Source organism: Micromonospora sp. PTRAS2, from assembly GCF_054052245.1.
The window spans coordinates 18,670-38,974 of record NZ_JBSWBU010000001.1; the positions used below are offsets into that span (position 1 = coordinate 18,670).

At 75.6% G+C, this 20,305-nt stretch carries 12 protein-coding genes; 6 read left to right on the top strand and 6 right to left on the bottom strand.

Going from position 1 to position 20,305, the window contains the following annotated elements:
• Positions 1-95 precede the first annotated feature (95 nt).
• On the top strand, positions 96-1,019 hold the full coding sequence (locus ACVMYR_RS00100; protein ID WP_457120802.1) for a hypothetical protein: 924 nt from the start codon (positions 96-98) through the stop codon (positions 1,017-1,019).
• A gap of 137 nt (positions 1,020-1,156) precedes the next feature.
• On the opposite strand, the gene rsmI is transcribed toward ACVMYR_RS00100, so the two are convergent.
• Positions 1,157-1,996, bottom strand: a complete 840-nt coding sequence (gene rsmI / locus ACVMYR_RS00105) for a 16S rRNA (cytidine(1402)-2'-O)-methyltransferase (RefSeq protein ID WP_077936045.1) — start codon at positions 1,994-1,996, stop codon at positions 1,157-1,159.
• 92 nt (positions 1,997-2,088) lie between these two features.
• Here rsmI and ACVMYR_RS00110 point away from each other — a divergent pair, with 92 nt between their 5' ends.
• The 5 genes from ACVMYR_RS00110 to ACVMYR_RS00130 all read left to right on the top strand — a co-directional run bounded on the left by ACVMYR_RS00110 (position 2,089) and on the right by ACVMYR_RS00130 (position 8,252).
• Positions 2,089-3,822: a dolichyl-phosphate-mannose--protein mannosyltransferase gene (locus tag ACVMYR_RS00110; protein WP_457120803.1), complete on the top strand. Its 1,734-nt coding sequence runs from the start codon at positions 2,089-2,091 to the stop codon at positions 3,820-3,822.
• A 366-nt stretch (positions 3,823-4,188) separates the two neighbouring features.
• Positions 4,189-5,514: a VWA domain-containing protein gene (locus tag ACVMYR_RS00115; RefSeq protein WP_457120804.1), complete on the top strand. Its 1,326-nt coding sequence runs from the start codon at positions 4,189-4,191 to the stop codon at positions 5,512-5,514.
• Positions 5,515-5,516: 2 nt separating this feature from the next.
• Positions 5,517-6,302 carry a peptidase gene (locus ACVMYR_RS00120; RefSeq protein ID WP_077936042.1) on the top strand — a complete coding sequence of 262 codons (786 nt, stop codon included), beginning with the start codon at positions 5,517-5,519 and terminating at the stop codon, positions 6,300-6,302.
• Positions 6,303-6,458: 156 nt separating this feature from the next.
• Entirely contained in the window at positions 6,459-7,115 is a 657-nt protein-coding gene (locus ACVMYR_RS00125; protein WP_457120805.1) for a 4'-phosphopantetheinyl transferase family protein, read from the top strand.
• An 81-nt stretch (positions 7,116-7,196) separates the two neighbouring features.
• Positions 7,197-8,252 carry a DUF4352 domain-containing protein gene (locus tag ACVMYR_RS00130; protein ID WP_077936040.1) on the top strand — a complete coding sequence of 352 codons (1,056 nt, stop codon included), beginning with the start codon at positions 7,197-7,199 and terminating at the stop codon, positions 8,250-8,252.
• Positions 8,253-8,339: 87 nt separating this feature from the next.
• Here the strand turns inward: ACVMYR_RS00130 and ACVMYR_RS00135 are convergent, their stop codons facing one another.
• Genes ACVMYR_RS00135 through ACVMYR_RS00155 form a run of 5 tightly spaced genes read right to left on the bottom strand, consistent with a single transcriptional unit; the run spans position 8,340 to position 20,011 of the window.
• A complete protein-coding gene (locus tag ACVMYR_RS00135) occupies positions 8,340-8,840 on the bottom strand; it encodes a nuclear transport factor 2 family protein (protein ID WP_077936039.1) in 501 nt (166 codons plus the stop codon).
• 5 nt (positions 8,841-8,845) lie between these two features.
• Positions 8,846-9,817 carry an SDR family oxidoreductase gene (locus ACVMYR_RS00140; protein WP_396791442.1) on the bottom strand — a complete coding sequence of 324 codons (972 nt, stop codon included), beginning with the start codon at positions 9,815-9,817 and terminating at the stop codon, positions 8,846-8,848.
• The gene (locus ACVMYR_RS00145; RefSeq protein ID WP_457120806.1) at positions 9,814-11,403 is read right to left on the bottom strand and encodes a phthiocerol/phthiodiolone dimycocerosyl transferase family protein; all 1,590 of its coding nucleotides are present in this window, start codon (positions 11,401-11,403) and stop codon (positions 9,814-9,816) included. Before ACVMYR_RS00145 ends, ACVMYR_RS00140 begins: the two co-directional genes overlap by 4 nt.
• Positions 11,400-12,641, bottom strand: a complete 1,242-nt coding sequence (locus ACVMYR_RS00150) for an FAD-dependent monooxygenase (protein WP_457120807.1) — start codon at positions 12,639-12,641, stop codon at positions 11,400-11,402. Before ACVMYR_RS00150 ends, ACVMYR_RS00145 begins: the two co-directional genes overlap by 4 nt.
• On the bottom strand, positions 12,638-20,011 hold the full coding sequence (locus tag ACVMYR_RS00155; RefSeq protein WP_457120808.1) for an amino acid adenylation domain-containing protein: 7,374 nt from the start codon (positions 20,009-20,011) through the stop codon (positions 12,638-12,640). Before ACVMYR_RS00155 ends, ACVMYR_RS00150 begins: the two co-directional genes overlap by 4 nt.
• Between the last annotated feature and the right edge of the window lie 294 nt (positions 20,012-20,305).

The following is a 20,305-nucleotide window of genomic DNA, read 5'->3' on the forward strand; positions in this document are numbered from 1 at the left end:
CTCGCCACGAGCACCCCGGGCTTCTCGCCCGATTTGTCGCCGACACGCGGCCTGACCTGCACTGCTGCCCTCACCTGCCGGTGTCCAATGAAACCGTGACTGGCAGACGAGCCGCCCAGGGGCACGAGGAGCCGCCCGGCGGATCGGCGCCCGCGCCGCCCGCGCAGGCGGCCCGGCCCGCCCAGGCGGGCCCGACCACGCAGCCCGGCCCGCCCGCGCTGCCCGGGCAGGCGGTCGGCCCCGACCAGCCGGTGGAGGTGGAGCCGACCACCGGCGCCCCGGTCGACGCGGTGCCGCGCCGGGTTCCGGTCCGGCAGCCCGGCGGCCGGCTCCGCCGGGCCCCCGCCCCCGACGAGGACGCGCAGGGCGACGACGACGGGCTGTTCTGGGCCCCGATCGAACAGGTGCACTGGGACGGCACCCCCCTGCGCGAGGAACACGGCCGCCGCCGCTGGTGGCGGCGCGCCGCCGACGCGGACCCCCGGGGCGGCACCCGCCGGCGGCGCGCCGCCGACCGGCCCGCCCACCCACCGGACCCCTGGCAGGGCCTCTCCGCCCTGCTGGCGCTCAGCCTGCTCGCCGCCTTCTTCGCCTGGGTGAGCGTCGGCCCGTTCTGGCTCGCCCTCGGGCACGCCACCACCGGCACCGTCGTGATCGGCGAGTGCACGGGCGCCGGGTTGACGCAGCGCTGCCGGGGGGTCTTCACCGCCGAGGGCGAGCGGTTCATCGCCTTCGGGGTACGGGTCAGCGGGGTGCCCGCCGAACGCACCGCCACCGGCTCCACCCTGACCGCCCGGATGACCGGCCCGTCGGGCGACACCGCGTACGCCGACACCGGCGCCGGTCGGCACCTGCGCTGGCTGCTCGGGCTGCTGCTGGTGCTGGCCTGCGGCGCGGGGATCGCCCGGTACACCGGTGCGGCCCGGCTGGCCGACCGGCGGGCCCGCCGCTGGGCGGTGGCGGTCGCGGTGGCCGGCCCGCTCGTGATCAGCGCCGGCTTCCTCGCCGCAGCCTGGTAGGCGCGCCCGCCCCGGCCCCCGCCGGCCGGTTCGCCGCCCGCCCGCCGCCCCGCCGGCTGCGCTCGCCCGCCCGCCCGCCGGTTAGGAAGGGGCCCTTCCTATACAGAATGCGTTAACAAGGTGCCCTTCCTTGCACCTCAGGCGTGGACGGTGGTGTAGACGTCGCGGCGGCGCAGGCCGTACTCGGTGGCGACCTCGGTGATCGCGTCGCGCCGGGACAGGCCGGCGGCCTCCCGCTCGGCGACGGCCGCGCGGAGGGTCTCGTCGTCGGGGCGCTGCGCGGCGGCCGGTGGCGCGCCGGCCACCACGAGGGTGATCTCGCCGCGCGGCTCGTGCTCGGCGGCCCAGGCGGCCAGCTCGCCGAGGGGGCGGCGGACCACCTCCTCGTACGTCTTGGTCAGCTCGCGGCAGAGCGCGGCCGGGCGGTCGGCGCCGAACCCGGCGGCCAGGTCGGCGAGCGCGCCCGCGATGCGGTGCGGGGCCTCGAAGAGGACCAGGGTGCGTTCCTCGCCGGCCAGGGCGCGCACCCGGGACCGTCGCGCGCCGGGGGTGCGGGGCAGGAAGCCCTCGAAGCAGAACCGGTCGCTGGGCAGGCCGGACAGGGCCAGGGCGGTGGTGACGGCGCTGGGCCCGGGTGCGGCGGTCACCGGGACCCCGGCGTCGAGGGCGCCCCGGACCAGCCGGTAGCCGGGGTCGGAGACGCTGGGCATGCCGCCGTCGGTGACCAGGGCGACGACGTATCCCTCGCGGAGGACCTCGACGAGTTCGGGGGTGCGCCGCTCCTCGTTGCCCTCGAAGTAGGAGACGATCCGGCCGCCGACGGTGACGTCGAGGTCGCGGGCCAGCCGGGTGAGCCGCCGGGTGTCCTCGGCGGCGACCACGTCGGCGGCGGCGAGCACCTCGCGGAGCCGGGCGGACGCGTCGGCCGGGTTGCCGAGCGGCGCGCCGAGGAGGATCAGGCGTCCGGATTCGGACATTTCACCCAAGAGAAGCGCTCCTTCATCGACAGTTGTACCGATATCGGGGACGACGGGCGCCACCGGGCACCTCCGCAGCCTACGATCGCTGCGTGACGAGTGCGTCGACAGCGCAGAGCGCGAGCGCGGGCCAGGCGGGACCGGAGCAGGCCGGGTCCGCCGGCGACGCGACCGAGGAGTCCGGGCCTCCCCCCACCCCCGACGCCGGCGGCGGGGGCGTCCCCGCGATCGTGCGGCGGCGGCTCGCCACCGTCGACGCCCGGCTGGACGTCAACTCGTGGATCGCCACCGCCGTGGTGGTGGCGATCGCCGCGATCCTGCGCCTGGTCGGCCTCAGCTACCCCAAGGGCAAGATCTTCGACGAGATCTACTACGCCCGCGACGGCTGGGGGCTCGTCGACAAGGGCGTCGAGTGGAACTACAAGGACAACGGCCCGTCGTACGTGGTGCACCCGCCGCTGGGCAAGTGGCTGATCGGCCTCGGCGAGTGGGCGTTCGGCTACTCCGACGCCGAGCACAACATCTCCGTGCCCGGGCACCTGATGACGACCGCACCGGAGTTCGGCTGGCGCTTCGGCGCGGCGCTGGCCGGCATCGTCTCGGTGCTGCTGCTGGTGCGCATCGGCCGCCGGCTGTTCCGCTCCACCACGCTCGGCTGCGCCGCCGGCCTGCTGCTCGCCCTCGACGGCTTCCACCTGGTGCTGTCCCGCACCGCCCTGCTCGACATCTTCCTGCTGCTGTTCGTGCTGGCCGCGTTCGGCGCGCTGGTCCTCGACCGGGACGCCCGGCGTCGCCGGTGGAGCCGGGCGCTGGACGCCGGCCTCGACCCCACCGCGCCCGGCCGCGCCGGCCGGCCCGCCGGCGGCTGGCGGAACTGGCCGTGGTGGCGGCTGGCCGCCGGGGTGCTGCTCGGCCTCGCCTGCGCGGTCAAGTGGAGCGCCCTCTACTTCCTGCCGGCCTTCGCGCTGCTGGCCCTGCTGTGGGAGGTCGGCGTCCGCCGCTCCGCGGGGGTGCGCCGGCCGTGGCGCGACGCGCTGCTCGACGAGCTGCCCTGGCTGGTGCTGGCCGGCGTCCTCATGGTCGTCGCCTACGTGGCGACCTGGTCGGGCTGGCTGCTGACCGACGACGGCTACTACCGCCTCGCCGCCAAGTACCCGAACGTGCCGGGCCTGAGCGACACCCCGATCATCGGGGCGCTGAACAACCTGTGGGAATACCACAAGGCGGCGTACGGCTTCCACAAGCAGCTCGACGACCCGCACAAATACCAGTCCTGGCCCTGGCAGTGGCTGCTGCTGGGCCGGCCGGTGGCGTTCCACTGGTCGGGCGAGGGCGCCTGCGGCGCGCCGAGCTGCGCCTCGGAGATCCTGCTGCTGGGCACGCCGCTGCTGTGGTGGTCGTTCCTGCCCGCCCTGTTCGGGGCAGCCTGGATCGGCCTCGCGCGGCGGGACTGGCGGGCCGGGGCGATCCTGCTCTGCGTGGCCGCCGGGCTGCTGCCCTGGTTCTGGTTCGCCCTCGACGGCCGGACGATGTTCTCCTTCTACACCGCGCCGGCCCTGCCGTTCCTGGTCCTCGCGGTCGTCTACGTGCTGGGCGCGATCGTCACGCCGGCCACCGACGGGGCGCGGGCGCCGGCCACCAAGGGGGCCTCCGCCGACGGCGAGGACGAGGCGGCGGAACGCCGGCTGGTGGGTGGCGTCATCGTGGGCGCGTACGTGCTGCTGGTGGCGCTCTGCTTCGCGTACTTCTATCCGATCTTCGTGGGCAAGCTGCTGCCGTACGCGGAGTGGTCGGCCCGGATGTGGTTGGACGGCCGCTGGATCTGACGCGCCAGCCGTCGGATATCGGACAACCGGGCCCCGGGGCGGGCCCGGTTGTCGGGCCACCGGGGCGGGGAAACGGCTCCTGGGCGCAAAGACGCGCGCCCCGATCGCCTGCCACGGGGGAAGCGGGCGATTGGGGCGCGCAATAGGAGCTTAACCACCCGGCACCACCGGCACAACGGGTGGACTCGGGTCAGATTTCCGACGGAGCAACACCAGCCTAATGGTTTACATGCGGCAGCTAACCGTCAGTCATCCAGCGGGGACCTTACGGAGCTTTCCGGCCGCGCCGAGGGTCCGGCCCACCCCGCCGCCGGGCGCCTGAGGGCCGCCTGAGCCTCCAAAGTGGATCTCACTACACTCGCCCCGGTGATCAACAAGAGACGATGGACAACCGTCTTCCGCGGACTGCTGGCGGCAACCGTCCTGGTCGGTCCGGCGGTCGCGCTGGGTGGTCCCGCACCCGCGCGGGCGGACGAGGAGAACGCTGCCGAGCCGCCCCGGGTCGAGCTGGTGCTCGACGTCAGCGGCTCGATGCGGGCCCGGGACATCGACGGGCGCAGCCGGATCTCGGTGGCGCAGCAGGCGTTCAACGAGGTCGTGGACGCGCTGCCCGAGGAGACCCAGCTCGGCATCCGGGTGCTCGGGGCCACCTACAAGGGCAAGGACAAGAAGGTCGGCTGCCAGGACACCCAGCAGATCGTGCCGGTCGGCCGGGTGGACCGGGCCCAGGCCAAGGCGGCCGTGGCCACCCTCCGGCCCACCGGGTTCACCCCGGTCGGGCTGGCGCTGCGCTCGGCCGCCGCCGACCTCGGCACGGGTGCCACCGCCCGCCGGATCGTGCTGATCACCGACGGCGAGGACACCTGCGCCCCGCCGGACCCGTGCGAGGTGGCCCGCGAGCTGGCCGCCCAGGGCACCAAGCTGGTGGTGGACACCCTCGGGCTCGCCCCCGACGAGAAGGTGCGCCGGCAGTTGCTCTGCATCGCCGGCGCCACCGGCGGGACGTACACGGCCGCGCAGAGCGCCGAGGAGCTGACCGGCCGGATCAAGCAGCTGGTGGACCGGGCCCGGGACACCTACACCGCCGCACCGACCGTGGTGGGCGGCTCCGCCCGGTGCCCGGACGCGCCGCTGCTCGCCCCCGGCGTCTACACCGACCGGGAACAGTTCTCTGAGCACCGCTGGTACCGGGTGCCGGTGCGCCCGGGTCAGGAGCTGCGGGCCTCGGTGAGCATCGCGCTGGACCGCCCGGTCAACCCCGACCACGCGGTGCTGCTGCGGGCCACCGCCCCCGACGGCCGGGAGCTGGTCCGGGGCGTGGACGCCGGCAGCGGTCGCACCGACGTGGTCTCCGCCGGCCTGCGCTGGTCGGCCGCCGCCGACGCCGACGCCGACGCGGACGCCGACGACGGGGAGACGCCGAGCCCGGCCGCCGGCGACACGGCGGCCGCCCCGACCACCGTCTGCCTGGTGGTCAGCAACGCGTTCGCGCCGCGCCCCGGCACCCGGGCCAGCCCGGGGATGCCGATCGAGCTGACCGTCGACGTGGTCGCCTCGTCGCCGGACCCCGGCGGGCCGGACCTGGGCCGGGGCTGGGTGCTGTTGCTGCTGCTGACCCTGGCCGGCCTGGTCACCGGGCTCGTCGCCGGGCTGCTCACCCGCTGGTGGGTCGCCACCTGGAGGGAGAACTGACGATGCGTACCCCGTTGATCCGGTCCTCGGCGGCGCTGGTCGCCGCCGCCGCGCTGACGCTCCCGGCCGCCCCCGCGCTGGCCGCGCCCACCCCCTCGCCCGGTGCCGCGACGGTCACCAAGGCCGGCACCTCGTTCCTCACCGCCACGCCGATCACCGCCGGCCAGCCGGTGCGGGTCGGCGCGTCAGGCGGCGACTACCTCTACTGGTCGTTCTCGGCCAGCGCCGGGCAGGTCCACGAGATCGCGGCGACGGTCACCTTCCCGAAGGGCCGCACCGGCGACTCCACCTGGACCGTCGAGGTCTTCGACGGCCTGCGCCGCCGGCAGGCGTGCACGGCGGGGGCGCAGACCCCGACCGCCGGGGCGTCGGCGACCAGCGTGGCGCTGGGCTGCACCCTGCGCCGGGTCCGGTCGTGGGCCGAGCCGTGGTCGGCCGACCCGCTGCCCGGCACGTACTACGTGCGGCTCTCCGTCGTGGAGCTGCCGGAGCCGGACCTCGGCCTGCCGGTCGACGTGGACCTGCTGGTCGCCGAGGTCGGCGACGGCGACGCCCCCGCCGACGACGGGGAGCTGAAGGCCCCGCTGGTGCCAAACACGAAGGCCGGGACGGTGCTGACCGGTGACCCGGCGGCGGCCCCGGCCGACGAGGAGGACGACGGAAGCCTCCTCGCCGGGTGGCTGCCGGACCTGTCGTCGCGGTGGGTCTGGACCACGGTCGGCGGGGTGCTCGCGGCGGTGGCCGGCGTCGTCGGCTTCGCGCTGACCCGCCGTCCCCGCCGGCCCTGACCCCCGCCGGCCCGGCCCCTGCCGTGGGCCGTGGGATCGGCGCGTGCCGACCGCCGATCCCACGGCCCGCCGGCGCGGGGACGGGTGCGGTACGTTCGACGGCGATGAGCGGCGTGCGGGGCGGTCGGGGCCGCGACGGGGGCGGCGGGGGCCGGGATGCGTGACCTGCTGCCGCCCGAGGTCGCGGTGGCCGTCGCCGGTGGGGACGACGGGGACGGCGAGCTGCTGCCCGCCGAGCGGGCCTGCCTGGGTGACCGGGCGGTCGAGCGCCGCCGGCGCGACTTCACCGCCGGGCGGGTCTGCGCCCGGCGGGCGCTCGCCCGGCTCGGCGTGCCGGCCGTCGCCGTACCCGCCGCGCCCGACCGCTCCCCGGTCTGGCCGCCCGGGGTGGTCGGCACCATCACCCACACGCCGGGCTACTGCGCCGCCGCCGTGGCCCGCGCCGACGAGATCCGATCGGTCGGCATGGACGCCGAACGGCACCGGGAACTCAACCCGGGGGTACGCCGGCTGGTCGGCCTGCCCGAGGAGTGGGACGACTGCGCCCGGCTCCCCGACACCGCGCCCTGGCCCGTCGTGCTGTTCAGCGCCAAGGAGACCGTCTACAAGGTGTGGCACCCGATCGTCGGCACGTGGCTGGACTTCCACGACGCCCGCATCGAGCTGGACCCGGACTCCGGCCTGTTCACGGCCCGGATCTCCCCCGCCAGGCTGGACGCGGCCCCGGTGCCCGACCCGCCCGCGACGGTCACCGGGCGGTTCGCCGTCGACGCCGACGTGGTCCGTACCGCCGCCATCCTGTTACCCCGATGAGACGGTCGGGGCGATCCCCGACTTGGCCAGGAGCGATACCGTCAGGGCGTTCGAGATCGCGATGAGGTGCCGAGGAGTACGGTGAGCCACCCCCAGGACCCATACGGGCCGCCGCAAGACCCCTACCAGCAGAACCAGGATCCAGCGACGGCACCCGTGCCCCCGTGGCCGGCCGATCCGACCGCCCCGCCGCCCCTGCCGCCGACCACCGCCCAGCCCCCGGTCTCGGGCGCGGGGTACCCGCCGCCGCCGGTCTCGGGTGCGCCCTATCCGCCGCCGGTGTCCGGCGCGCCGTACCAGCCGACCTCGGGCTCGCCGTACCAGCCCACGTCGGGTTCGCCGTACCAGCCGGGTGGGTTCACGCCGCCGCCCACCCCCGACCCGACGTACCAGCCGGGCGTGGAGGCGGCCTACCCGCCACCGCCGGGGCCGGCCTACCCGCCGCCCCCGGGTGGGTCGTACCCGCCCGGCCCGGGCTACGCGCCGGGCCCGGGTTACCCGCTCGGCCCGCCGGCCAACAAGAGCAGCAAGAAGCCGATCGTCATCATCGTGGTCATCGTGGTGGTGCTCGCGCTGCTCTGCTGCGTCGGCGGCATCGTGGCGCTGGTCACCGGGGCCAACGAGGCGGCGAAGGAGGCCGAGCGGCAGTTCCCGGACCTGCCCCGGGTCACCACCGCACCGAGCGGCCTGCCGAGCGCCGGCCCGACCTCCTCGTCGTCGTCCGCACCGGCCGACGGTGAGACCTTCAACATGAAGGCCGGCGACAGCCTGGTCATCACCGACGACGACGGCACCCTGGAGATCACGGTGCTGCGGTTCCGCACCTCGACGAAGGGCTGCAAGTCGTACTCGCCCGACCCCGACAAGGGGCTCTACCTGATCGCGGACGTCACCGCGACGGTGAAGAAGGGCAACATGTCGATCAACCCATTCTACTTCCAGTGGGTGGCCGAGGACGGCACCACCGCGAACGGGATCGCCGGCGCGCTGGCCGGCTGCGGCGACCTGCTCGACTCCGGGGTCAACCTGCGGGAGGGCAGCAAGCGCACCGGCAGCGTCACCTTCGACGTGACCAACAAGAACGGCGAGCTGGAATACCGGCACAAGCTGGAGACCGCCGGCTCCTGGAAGCCGTAGGCGCACCACCTCGCGTACGTGGGGGCCGGCCCGCCGCCGCGGGCCGGCCCCCCGTCCGTCCCCACCCCACGGGTGGCGGGACCACGGTCACCCCCGACCGGGGCCCGGCCCTTTCGGGCGGCGGCGTGTGGCGGGCCGCAGGAGGTCGACCAGGCCACGCCAGGCGTGCCCGATCGTCAGCCCGGCCCGGATGGTCGCCAGGGGGTTCCAGAAGTCCCGGAAGTGGACGATCCGCCCGTCCCGGAACCGCACCACCGAGATGTAGACCTGGTGGAACGGCCGGCCCGTGACGACGCCCCGGCCGGCACCGACGAACTCGGCGATCACCAGCTCCGGGTCGGTGGTCTCGTGGAAGGTCAGGCCGGAGAAGCGCACGTCGAACTGCTTCGGGAAGTCCTTCATGTGCTCGTACAGCTCGCGGTGGCCGGTGAACCGCGCGGGGATGCCCGGCAGGGGGTAGGGGAACTCCAGCACCCCCTCGGGGTCGAACAGCTCCACCCATTCGGTGATCCGCCCCTCGGAGATCAACTCCAGGTTGCGGGCGAACCGGGCCTGGGCCTGGGTCCGGGCCTGCTGGTCGGCGTCCATGCTGGTCAGTCCTCACTGCTGGTCGGGGCGAGGGGCACGGGCCCCGGGTCGCCGGATGCGGGACCCGGGTCGCCGGTCGGGGGTCGCCGGTCGGGGCGGGGCCGCACGAGCGGGGCGAAGTTGCGGTCGAGCAGGGCGTCGGGCAGCAGGCGGGCGGCCAGGCTGCCCAACCGCACGTCGCCGCCGACCGGATACCGGGTCCTCGGCCGCGCGGCGGTCAGCGCCCGGGCGACCGCCCGCGCGAAGTCCGCCGGGGTGGTCCCGCTGCGCCGGGCCTGCGCGGCCAGCCGGGTGAGGAAGCGGTCGAACGGCTCCGCGTACAGGTCGCCGGCCCGCCCCGCCGCCCGGGCCATCGTCTCCGTCCCGGCGTCGGCGACCTTGTCCCAGATCGGCGTCTGGATCGCCCCCGGCTGGACCACCGACACCGCGATCCCGAACGGCCGCAGCTCGCGCCGCAGGCTGTCGCTGACCGCCTCCTTGGCGAACTGGGCCGCCGCGTACGCGCCCAGGTAGGGCAGGGCGACCCGGCCCAGGCCGGAGGTGACGTTCACGATCCGGCCCCGGCCGGTGCGCAGCAGCGGGAGGAAGCCCTGGATCACGGCGACCTGGCCGACCACGTTGGTGTCGAGCTGCCGCCGCAGCTGCTCCGGCGGCACGCACTCCAGCGGGCCGGGCAGGCTGATGCCCGCGTTGTTGACCAGCCCCCAGAGGCCACCGGCCCCGACCTGCCGGGCCACCTCGTCGACGGCGCCCCGGATCTGGTCGGCCCGGGTGACGTCGAGGCGCAGCGGGGTGAGCCGCCCGGCCGTGGCGGCGGCGGCCAGGTCGTCGGCGGCGGCCCGGTCACGCACCCCGGCGAAGACCCGGAAACCGGCCCGCTCCAGGTGGAGCGCGGCCTCCCGGCCGAGCCCCGACGAGGCGCCGGTGACCACCACGGCCCGGCCCCGCGCGTCGATCCGCCGTCCGGCCCCGATCATGTTCCCGCCCCTCTGTCGGTTCCGGCCGGCACCGCCGCGACCCCCGTCGCCGTTGCGTCGGTCCCGGCCGCTGTCTCGTCGATCTCGGCCGCCGCTCCCTCGGCCCCCGTCGCCGTCGGCTCGATCCCGGCCGCCGCTTCCCCGGCACCGGCCGCCGACTCGCCGATCTCGGCCAGCACCGCGTCGACGCAGGCGGCGACGAGGCGGGCCGCCCTGGCGTCCGGGACCGCCTCCGGCACGTGGACGAAGTTCCAGGCCAGCTCCCCGTGGCTGGTGTTCGCCGTGGCGACGAAGTAGCCGCAGACGGAGAGCCCGGCGACGAACTGCGCCCCGCCGAGCCGCCAGGCCCCGATCCGGTCCGGGAAGTCGTACCGGCCGAGGTTGGACAGGCAGAGGTTCACCGGCCCGGTCCGCTCGGTCAGCTCCACGAACCGGCCGCTGGCCGCGACCGACGGCGGGCAGGAGAGGCGGACGAGGTCGACCATGGCGAAATGGCTGCCCCGGCGGCGACGGCCCGCGAGGTCGCCGCTGATCGACCGGGCGACCTGCCACAGCGACACGCCCGGCCGGTAGGGCACGAACGAGGGGACGGTGGCGACGTACGCGCCGACGGCCCGCTCGGGCACGGGGGGCGTCAGCGCGGCCCGGAAGTCCACCGGGGAACCGATCGCCACGTGCCCCGGGGCGGGCGGGGGTGTCTCGGCGGCGACCGCGAGGACCATGGCGGCGGCGAGCGCACCGTGCACCGTGGTCCGTTCCCGGCGGCACGCCCGGGCCAGCGCGGCGACCTGCTCGGCGGTGAGCGTGCGGTGCAGCAGCCGGCTCCGGCGCTCGGTGAACGGCACGAACCGGCTCGGCGTCACCCGGGTCGGCCGGTGCCGGCGCACCGCGTACAGGTCCCGCAGCAGTTGCCCGCCGAGCCGCAGCGCGCCGGTGACGCCCCGGTACCGGCGGGGGAACATCCGCTCGGCCGGTGGCAGGGCCGGCTCGGCGCTGACCGGGGTTCGGCCGTCCGGGCCGGGCGGGCCCTGGGCGGCCAGCCGGTCGGCGTGCTCGATCCACTGGCGCAGCAGCGACAGGGCGGTCGTGCCGTCGGCCACGCAGTGCGGCAGGGTCAGGATCAGGTCGTGCGCGTCCCCGGGCGCAGCGCCCGTCGTCAGCACGACGGCCCGGCAGAGCGGGCCGGCCCGCCAGTCGACCCGGTCGGCCAGCTCCCGCTCGTTGACCTCGCGCAGCCAACCTGCGTCGGGGTCAGCGGCCGCGGCGGGATCGGTGGGCACGCCGGGGGCGGCAGGCAGCCTGGCGTCGGCGGCACCGTCGCTGCCGGGCGCGGCCCGCCGCAGCGGGATCGGCCGGTCCGTCGGTACGAACCGGGGTCGCCGGCCGTCCGGCCGGGTCGCGATGGCCACCCGCAGCAGCGGATGGCGGGCCTGGAGGTCGTCCAGCGCCGCCCGCAGCAGCTCCGGCGGCAGGTGTCCGCGCACCCGGACCCGGGCGATGACGTTGAGCGGGGAGACCTGGTCGGCGATCCAGTACCAGCGCTCCAGCGGGCTGAGCGCCCGGTGGGCCCCACGCGCGGGGCTCACCGCCCGGCCGCCGGCAGGGCGTCGGGGAAGGTCAGGTCCGCCAGGTTGCGGCGGTCGACCAGGCGCGTGGGCAGCCACCGCAGGTACGCGCGGCGGGCCAGGTCCCCGGCGGGGCTGGCGAGCTGCTCGATCCGGCTCAGCGAGTGCGCCTGGCGGATCATCCGCCGGGTGCGGTCACGGCGGGCCGCCTCGTAGCGGCGCAACGCGCCCGGCAGGTCGGTGGCCCCGGCCAGGCACCGGGCCAGCACCACCGCGTCCTCGACCGCCATCGCCGCGCCCTGGCCGAGGCTCGGCAGCATCGGGTGCGCCGCGTCGCCGAGCAGGGTGACCGCGCCGTCGCCCCAGCGTCGCAGGGCGGGGCGGTCCCGGGCGGGGACGCTGATGACCGCCGCGTCGGCGGTGGCGGCCACGGTTTCGACCACCTCGTCGGCCCAGCCCGCGTACGCGCGGAGGATCTCGTCCCGGCCGCCACGCCAGTCGCGGGCCGCCTCCGGCGGCATGTTGCGGGTGCCCCACCAGTAGACGTTGTCGCCGCCGAGGTGCACCAGCCCGAACCGCTGGCCCCGCCCCCAGTAGTGGGCGGCGTACCCGTCGCGCACCAGGTGGTGCCGGTATGCGACGGTCGCCAGCCAGCACACGTACCCGGGTTCCCGGGGGCGCTCGGGGCCGACGAGCTGCCGGCGTACCGCCGATCCGAAGCCGTCCGCGCCGATCAGCAGGTCGCCGTCGGCGCTGGTGCCGTCGGCGAACTCGACCCGGATGCCGCCGTGGTGGCGGTGGAACCGGCGGGCGGCGGACCCGAGCCGGATCGGCGGGTCCCCGGCCTCGGCGAGCAGGGCCCGGTGCAGTTCGGCGCGGTGGATGGCGACGTTCTGCGCGCCGACCCGGTCGCCGAGGTGCGCGAACCGGACGGTCCTGATCGGCCGCCCGGCGGCGGTGCGGAAGTGCAGCTCCGGGTAGACCTGGCCGTGCCGCTCCACGTCGAGGTCGATGCCGAGGCAGCGCAGCGCGACGCGGGCGTTGGCGGTCAGCGAGAGCGCCGAGCCGGCCGCCCGCAGCTCCGACGCCTGCTCGTGGATCTCCACGTCGACCCCGACGCGGCGCAGCGCGCCGGCCGCCGCGAGGCCGCCGATGCCCGCGCCGACGATGATGGCCTTCGGCCGGCGGCGGCCCGAACCGGCGGCCTGCACCGAGCCGGCGGCGCGGGCCGGGCCGCCGGAGCCGGCGGGGGCGATCATCGCGCGTCCCCGACCGGCCGGCGGGCCGGGGCGTCGTCCGCCAGCAGCCCGGTGATCCGCCGCCCCACCTCGGCCACGTACGGCTCGTCCATCAGCACCAGGTGGTCACCGGGTACGTCGATCACGTCGACCCGGCCGGTGGTCAGCTCGCCCCAGCCGTTGCGCGGGTCGAGGTGCAGGGTGCCGGCGAGATCGTGCATGGGCTTCAGCACGGCGGGCAGCGGGTCGGCGGCCCGCAGCAGGGTGAGGTCCTGGTCGACGACCTCGGGCCGGTAGGAGATGATCGCCTCCCAGTTGGCCCGGAAGACCGCGAAGAGGCGGCGCACCGAGCCGCGCGGGCTGCCCGGGCGCAGCACCCCGCTCTCGCCGGCCCGACCCGCGATGAAGTCGAGCTTCGCCTCGGGTGTGGTCAGCTCGGTCGGCACGCCGCGCGTCGGCACCCCGTCGTGGCCGAGCCGCATCAACTCCCAGAAGAACCAGTCGAGCAGGACGTCGTCGGCGACCGGCACCGGGTCGCCGGGCCGGCGGGCGATCGGGTCGAGCAGGATCAGCCGGTCGACCCCGGCCCCGCCCTCGCGAAGCTGTCGCGCCATCTCGAAGGCGACCACCCCGCCGAACGACCAGCCGCCGATGGCGTACGGGCCGTCGGGCTGAACCCGGCGGATCGCGTCGAGGTAGGCGCGGGCCAGCTCGGGCACGGTACGCAGCGGCTCGGTGCCCGCGTCCACCCCGGCGGCCTGCAACGCGTACAGGGGCTGGTCGGGGCTGAGGTGGCGGGCCAGCGGGACGTAGCAGAGCACGTTGCCGCCGAGCGGGTGCACCAGGAACAGCGGTGGCCGGTCGCCCCGGGCCCGGATCGGCACCAGCGGGTCGAACGTGAGGTCCGCCCCGCCGGAGCGCAGCAGCGTGGCCACGCCCGCCACGGTCGGCGTGGCGACGAACGCCGAGACGGGCACGGCCACCCCGAACCGCTTCTCCAGCATCACCACCAGCCGCATCGCGGTCAGCGACGTGCCGCCCAGCTCGAACAGGTTGTCGTGCGCCCCGACGGCCGGCAGGTGCAGCAGGTCGGCGGCGATGTCGGCGACGACGCGCTCGTACCGGTCGCGGGGGGCGACGCGGGGCGCCTCGGCCAGCTCCAGCGGCAGCTCCCGCAGGGCCCGGTCGTTGCGCTTGCCGCTGGGGGTCAGCGGCATCCCCGGCAGCCACTGCCAGCGCGCCGGCACCAGGTGCTCGGGGAGGGTGGCGCGCAGCCGGCCGCGTACGTCGGCCAGGTCGACCGCGTCCGGGTCGCCGACGAGGAACGCGGCGAGGTAGGAGTCGACGCCCTCCCGGCGGCGGGCGACGACGGCGGCCTCCCGGATCCCCGGGTACTCCGCGGCCAGCTCCATGACCGCCATCTCCACCTCCAGGGGTTCCACCCGGAAGCCACGGATCTTGGTCTGGGTGTCGGTGCGGGCCACCCAGATCAGGTCCCCGTTGGGCAGGTAGCGGGCCAGGTCGCCGGTGCGGTAGAGCCGGCTGCCCGGCGGGCCGAACGGGTTGGGCACGCAGCGCTCGGCGGTGAGGCCCGGCCGGCCGTGGTAGCCCCGGGTGACCTGGATCCCGCCGTAGTACAGCTCGCCGGTCACCCCCGTCGGCACGGGCCGCATCCGCTCGTCCAGCAGGTGCATCTCGACCCCGGCGATGGCGGGCCCGATCGGCGGCAGGTTGGGCCACCGCGCCGGGTCGCCGGTCATCGGGTACGCGGTGACCAGGTGCGTCTCGGTCGGCCCGTACTGGTTCTCCAGGACCGCGCCGGCCGGCAGGGCGGCCAGGAAACGCCGGATCTCGGCGGTCACCCGCAGCTGCTCGCCGGAGGAGATCACCACCCGCAGCGCGCGGGGGTGGATGCCGAGCAGCTCCGCGGCCTCGGCGAGCTGCTGCAACGCGACGTACGGCAGGAAGATCCGCGCGACGGACTCGCGGTCGAGCAGCCGCAGCAGGGCCGGCACGTCCCTCCGGAGGTCCTCGTCGATGATCCGCAGGGTGCCGCCCGCGCTGATCGTGGTGAGGATCTCCTGGAACGACACGTCGAAGCTGAGCGGGGCGTACTGCAGCGTGGTGCCGCCGGCCGCCGCGCTGGCCGCCCGGATCTGCCACGCCTGGTAGTTGTCGAGCGCGCCGTGGGTCATCGCCACGCCCTTGGGCACCCCGGTCGAGCCGGAGGTGAACAGGACGTAGAGCAGGTCGTCGGCGGTGACCCGGGGCAGCGCCACGGCCTCGTCGGTGACTGCGGGCCCCGCGACGATGCCACCGGTCGCCGGGTCCGCGACGACGCCACCGGTCGCCGGGTCCGCGACGAGGTCGGCCACGTCGAGGACGGTCGCCTGGTCGCCCACCAGGCCCCGGTGCCGCCGGTGCGTCACGATCCGCGCCGGCCGGGCCTGCTCGACCATCGCGGCGATGCGCTCCGCCGGGTACGTCACGTCCAGCGGGACGCAGGCGGCCCCGGCCCGCGCGATGCCGTAGATCGCGGCGATCATCTCCGGCGATCGGTCCAGGGCGATCCCGACGAGCTGGCCAGGCCGTACCCCGGCGCACAGCAGCCCGACGGCGATCCGGTCGACCATCTCATCGAGCCGCGCGTAGGTCCACCGCTGCGGCGGGCCGCCGGAGGCAGCCTCGGCGTCGAAGGTGATCGCGACGGCGTCCGGGGTGCGCCGGGCGTGCGCGGCGAGGCGGCGTCCCACGTCGCCGGGGGTTTCCAGGGGCGGGCCGGCGGGCTGCGGCGCGGCGGCGAGGAAGCCGAAGTCCGGCTCGCCCTGCGGGTCGGCCACGATCCGGGCGAGGATGCGCAGGTAGGCGTCGATCAGCAGGTCGGTCTGCGCCGGGGTGAGGGTGCGCCCGTCGGCGTCGACGCGCAGCGACACGCGCCGGTCGGCGGGGCTGACGAACACGTTCACCAGCAGGGTGAAGTTGGTCTCCTCCCAGGTGTCGAAGCCGAGCAGCTCGACCTCGGGCAGCTCCAGCAGCGGGGTCAGCACGTGCATGTGGACGTAGTTGAAGGCCGTCTCGAAGACGGGCTCGCCGCCCCGGTCGCCGACGATGGCGTGCAGCGGGTAGCGCCGGTGCGGGTGGCACTCCCGTTCCTGCCCGTGGACCTGCCGGACCAGCTCCAGCCAGGTACGCGCGCCGGGGGTGACCCGCAGCGGCACCGTGTTGAGGAACAGCCCCGCGACGAGTTCCGCCCCGGGCCGGTCCGGCCGCCCGTGGGTGACCAGGCCGGTGGTGACGTCCGCCGCGCCGGAGTACAGCCGCAGCAGCAGGCAGTGCGCCGCGAGCAGGACCGACTTGACCGGCAGCCCGTGCGCGGCGGCGAAGCCGCGGATGCGGTCCTGGAGGTCGTCGGGCAGCGGGACGTGCCGGATGATCGTCCCCTCGTCGCCGGGCGGCTCGTACTGGCGGCAGCCCTCGATCTGGGTGAGCTCCGCGCCGTCGAGCCGGGCCCGCCAGAAGTCGCGGGTGGCGACGGAGTCGACCGCGCGGCGTTCCTCGACGACGTACGCCGCCGGGGAGGGCAGCGCGGCCGCCCGGGGCGGGTCGATGTCGACGCCGACCAGGCGCAGGTAGGTCCGCAGCAGGTCGCCGACGACGGTGGCCACGCTCCAGCCGTCGAGGAGCACGTGGTGGAAGCTGAACACCAGGTCGACGGCCCCGGACGGCAGCAGGTGCACCCGCATCAGGTGCAGCGGGGCGCGGTCGAACGCGTACCGGTGGCGTCGCCGCTGCCGCATGTGCGCCAGCACCTCGGCGTCGGCCGCGGCGGCGTCGAGGTCGCGCAGGTCGGCGACGTCGAGGCCGCCGGTCACCCGGGCGTGCACGACCTGGAGCGGCTCGGAGTAGCCGCCCAGGTCGAACGAGGAGCGCAGGGCCGGGTGGCGGTCGAGGAGCCGGGCGTGGGCGGCGCGGAACGCGACCTCGTCCCACGGCAGCCGCAGCGAGTAGCGGAACACGTCGTGGTAGGCGGTGGCGTCCTCGCGTTCGCTGCCGTGGAACAGCAGGCCGAGCTGGAGCCGGGTCGCCGGGAAGGCGTCCTGCGCGTCGCCCAGCGCGGCCCGGTCCAGGTGCGACACCAGCCCGAACGGCTCCGGCGGCGCGTCCTGCTCCCCGGCCGGCGGCGTGGCGGCGCGGGCGTGGGCGGCCAGCGCCGCCACGGTGGGCCGGGCCACCAGGTCGGCGACGGTGACGTGCAGGCCGTGCCGGGCCGCCTCGGCGCCGACCCGCAGGGCGAGGATCGAGTCGCCGCCGACGGCGAACCAGTCCTGGTGGATGCCGACGGACGGCACCCCGAGCACCCGCGCCCAGATCGCGGCGAGGGTGCGCTCCACCTCGTCGCGGGGGCCCGGCCCGGTCCCGGCGTCGGCGCGGGCGGCACCGGCGGGCGGGCCGCCGTCGACGGGCCCGACGGCGGGATCGGTGGCGGACCCGGCGGCCGGGTCGGGCAGGGCGGCCTGGTCGAGCTTGCCGTGGGCGGTGAGCGGGATCCGGTCGAGGCGGTGGAAGAGGGCGGGGACCAGGTAGTCGGGCAGCCCGTGCAGGAGCTGGGCGCGCAGCCACGCCGGGTCGAGGTCGGCGTCGGCCCGGTAGTAGCCGACGAGGTGGGTGCCCCGGGCCGGGTCGGTGCGGGCCACCACGACCGCCTCCCGCACGCCGGGCACGGCGGCCAGGGCGTGCTGGACCTCGCCGGGCTCGACCCGGTTGCCCCGGATCTTCACCTGGTCGTCGAGGCGGCCCAGGTATTCGACGGTGCCGTCGGCGAGCCAGCGGGCGAGGTCGCCGGTGCGGTACAGCCGGCCGCCGGTCACCGGGTCCACGCCGAACCGCTGGGCGGTCAGCTCGGGCCGGTCCAGGTAGCCCCGGGCGACGCCGATCCCGGCGATGCACAGCTCGCCGGGCGCGCCGACCGGCTGCGGCTCGTCGCCGGGGCCGAGCACGTAGAGCTGGATGTTGTCGATCGGGCGGCCGATCGGCACCCGGGCGGTCCGCCCGGCCGGGTCGGGCCGGCACTCGAAGTGGGAGACGTCGACCGTCGCCTCGGTCGGCCCGTACAGGTTGACCAGCCGGGGTGCCGGCGGCCCGGCGGGCAGCAGCCGGTGGAACCGGTCGACGTGCCGGGGCGGCAGCTCCTCGCCGCTGGCGAAGACCAGCCGCAGTCCGGCGGCGTCCGCGCGGGCCGCGGGGTCGTCGGCGAGCAGGTCGAGGAAGGGCCCCAACATCGACGGTACGAAGTGGACGACGCTCACGCCCTGCCGGGCGACCGTCCGCAGCAGCACGGCCGGGTCCCGCCGCACCTCCGGCTCGGGCAGCACCAGCCGGGCCCCGGCGAGCGCCCACCAGAACAGCTCCCACACGGAGACGTCGAACGACACGGGCGTCTTCTGCACCAGCACGTCGTCGCCGGTCAGCGGGTAGCGCCGCTGCATCCAGGCGAGCCGGTTGACCACCGAGCGGTGCTCGATCAGCACCCCCTTGGGGCGGCCGGTGGAGCCCGACGTGTAGCACACGTACGCGAGGTCGGCACCCTCGGCGACCGGCGCCACGGGCGTCGTGGGCCGGTCGGTCATGGCCTTGAGGTGGCAGACGGCGACCCCGGGGCCGACCGGCGGCGGTGGCGTGTCGCCGGTCACCACGAGCACCCGGGCCCCGCTGTCGGTGAGCAGGTGCCGCAGCCGCGCCTGGGGATGGTCGGGTTCGATCGCGACGTACGCCCCGCCCGCCTTCAGCGTGCCCAGGATCGCGGTGAGCAGCCCCGGCCCCCGGTCGGCGAGGACCGCGACCCGGTCGCCCCGGCCGATGCCGGCGTCGCGCAGGGCGTGGGCCACCTGGTTGGCGCGGGCGTCGAGGTCGGCGTAGCTGACCGTCTCGTCGGTGCCGTCGACGACCAGCGCGGTCCGGTCCGGGGTGCGGGCGGCCTGCCGGGCGAACAGGCCGTGCACCGTCAGGTCGTCGGGCAGGTCGGCCCGGGTGTCGTTGAGCCCCCGGGTGAGCCGGTCCCGTTCGACCTTGGGCAGCATCGGGGTCTGCGCGAGCGGCCGGTCGGGTCGGTCGAGGGCGTTGCGGAGCAGCGTGACGACGTGCCGGCCCAGGGCCTCGATCGGGAAGTCCGCGTCGAACACGTCGGGGGCGTAGTCGAGGTCCACCGTCAGCGGGCCGTCGTCGAAGTCGTTGACGAGCACGGCGAGGACGTGCCCGTCGTGCAGCCGGCTGCGCACCATCGTCCGCTGCGCGACGCCGGGGACCGGCTCCGGGCGGGGCCAGCGCATCCACGACAGGGTCACGTCGTAGAGCTGCCGCCCGCCGTCGGCCAGGGCCACGCCGCGCAGCAGCTCGCCCCGGGACAGTCCCTGGTGGGCCCAGAGCGCGCGCAGGGTCGTCTGCACCTCGGCGGCCAGGTCCGCCAGCGGTCGCGCGCCGTCGATCCGGACCGGCAGGGGCAGTTCGTTGGCGAAGTGGCCGACGGTGCGGCGTTCGACGTGGGTGCGGCGGTTGAGCAGGGGTACGCCGAGGACGACCCGGTCGGTGCGGTGGATCCGGGCGAGGTAGGTGGCGAGGGCGGAGGCGACGACGGTGAACGGGGACTCGCCCCGGGCGGTGATCCGGTCGACCAGGGCCCGGTCGATGGAGAAGCTGTGCCGCCCGCTGGTGGCGGGCCTGCCGCCGACCGAGCGGGTGCCACCGGTCGAGCCGCTGTCGCCGGTCGGGCGGTCGGCGGTCGCGCGGCGCGGGAACAGGGCCGGCGCGACGCCCGCCAGCGCGGCGCGGTAGTGCTCGCGGTCCCGTTCGCCGGGGGCCGGTCGCGGGCGCTCGGCGCGGGCGCGGGCCACGGCCAGGTACGACGACGGCGGCGGCTCCTCGGCGCTCGCCCCGGCGCGCAGCAGGCGGGCGTAGTCCTCGCTCGCCTGCTGCAGCAGCAGCCGCCCGCCCCAGCCGTCGGTGACGAGGTGATGGGCATTGAGGTACGCGTAGGTGACCGATTCGCTCTCGACGAGCAGGGCCAGTTCGTACATTCGACTCCGGCGCAGCCGAAACGGGCGGTCGAACGACCGGGCCATCCAGGAATGGCAGGCCGCACGGGGGTCGGCGTCTTCCGAGAAGTCGATGGTGGCAATTACCGGTGGTTCGTCCTCGACCCACTGATAGGGCTCACCGTTCTCTTCCTCGAAACGCAGCCGCAACGCGTCGTTCCGCAGGACGGCCCGATTCATGCAGGTACGCATCAGGTCGAGGTCGACGGGCCCGGTGAACCGCAGGTATCCCCCGACGTTGAACTGGGGCAGCTCCGGACATAGTCGACCAGCTACCCAGATGTCGGCCTGAACTGTGGTCAACGGTGCCCGGTCGACATTCTTCACTGCTCACCCCTCACGACCGAACCGCACGACCGACGCGCCGTCACATGACAATATTGATCGACTTTCGTCGCTGCCATGGCGCTGGACAGTACCGGAGTTACGACGTTTACGTCAGCGAGTTCGGCACCTTCACATCGAATTCTCATGCAAAGAAAGAGGTCGTTGCGCCGACGTCTCCGGCTGGGGTATAAGTTCTTTTCGAGATCACCTCGGCAAATCCCCCGCGCTGATAGGAATTGACGCGCGCCATGGCCATGATGGGAATTGCAC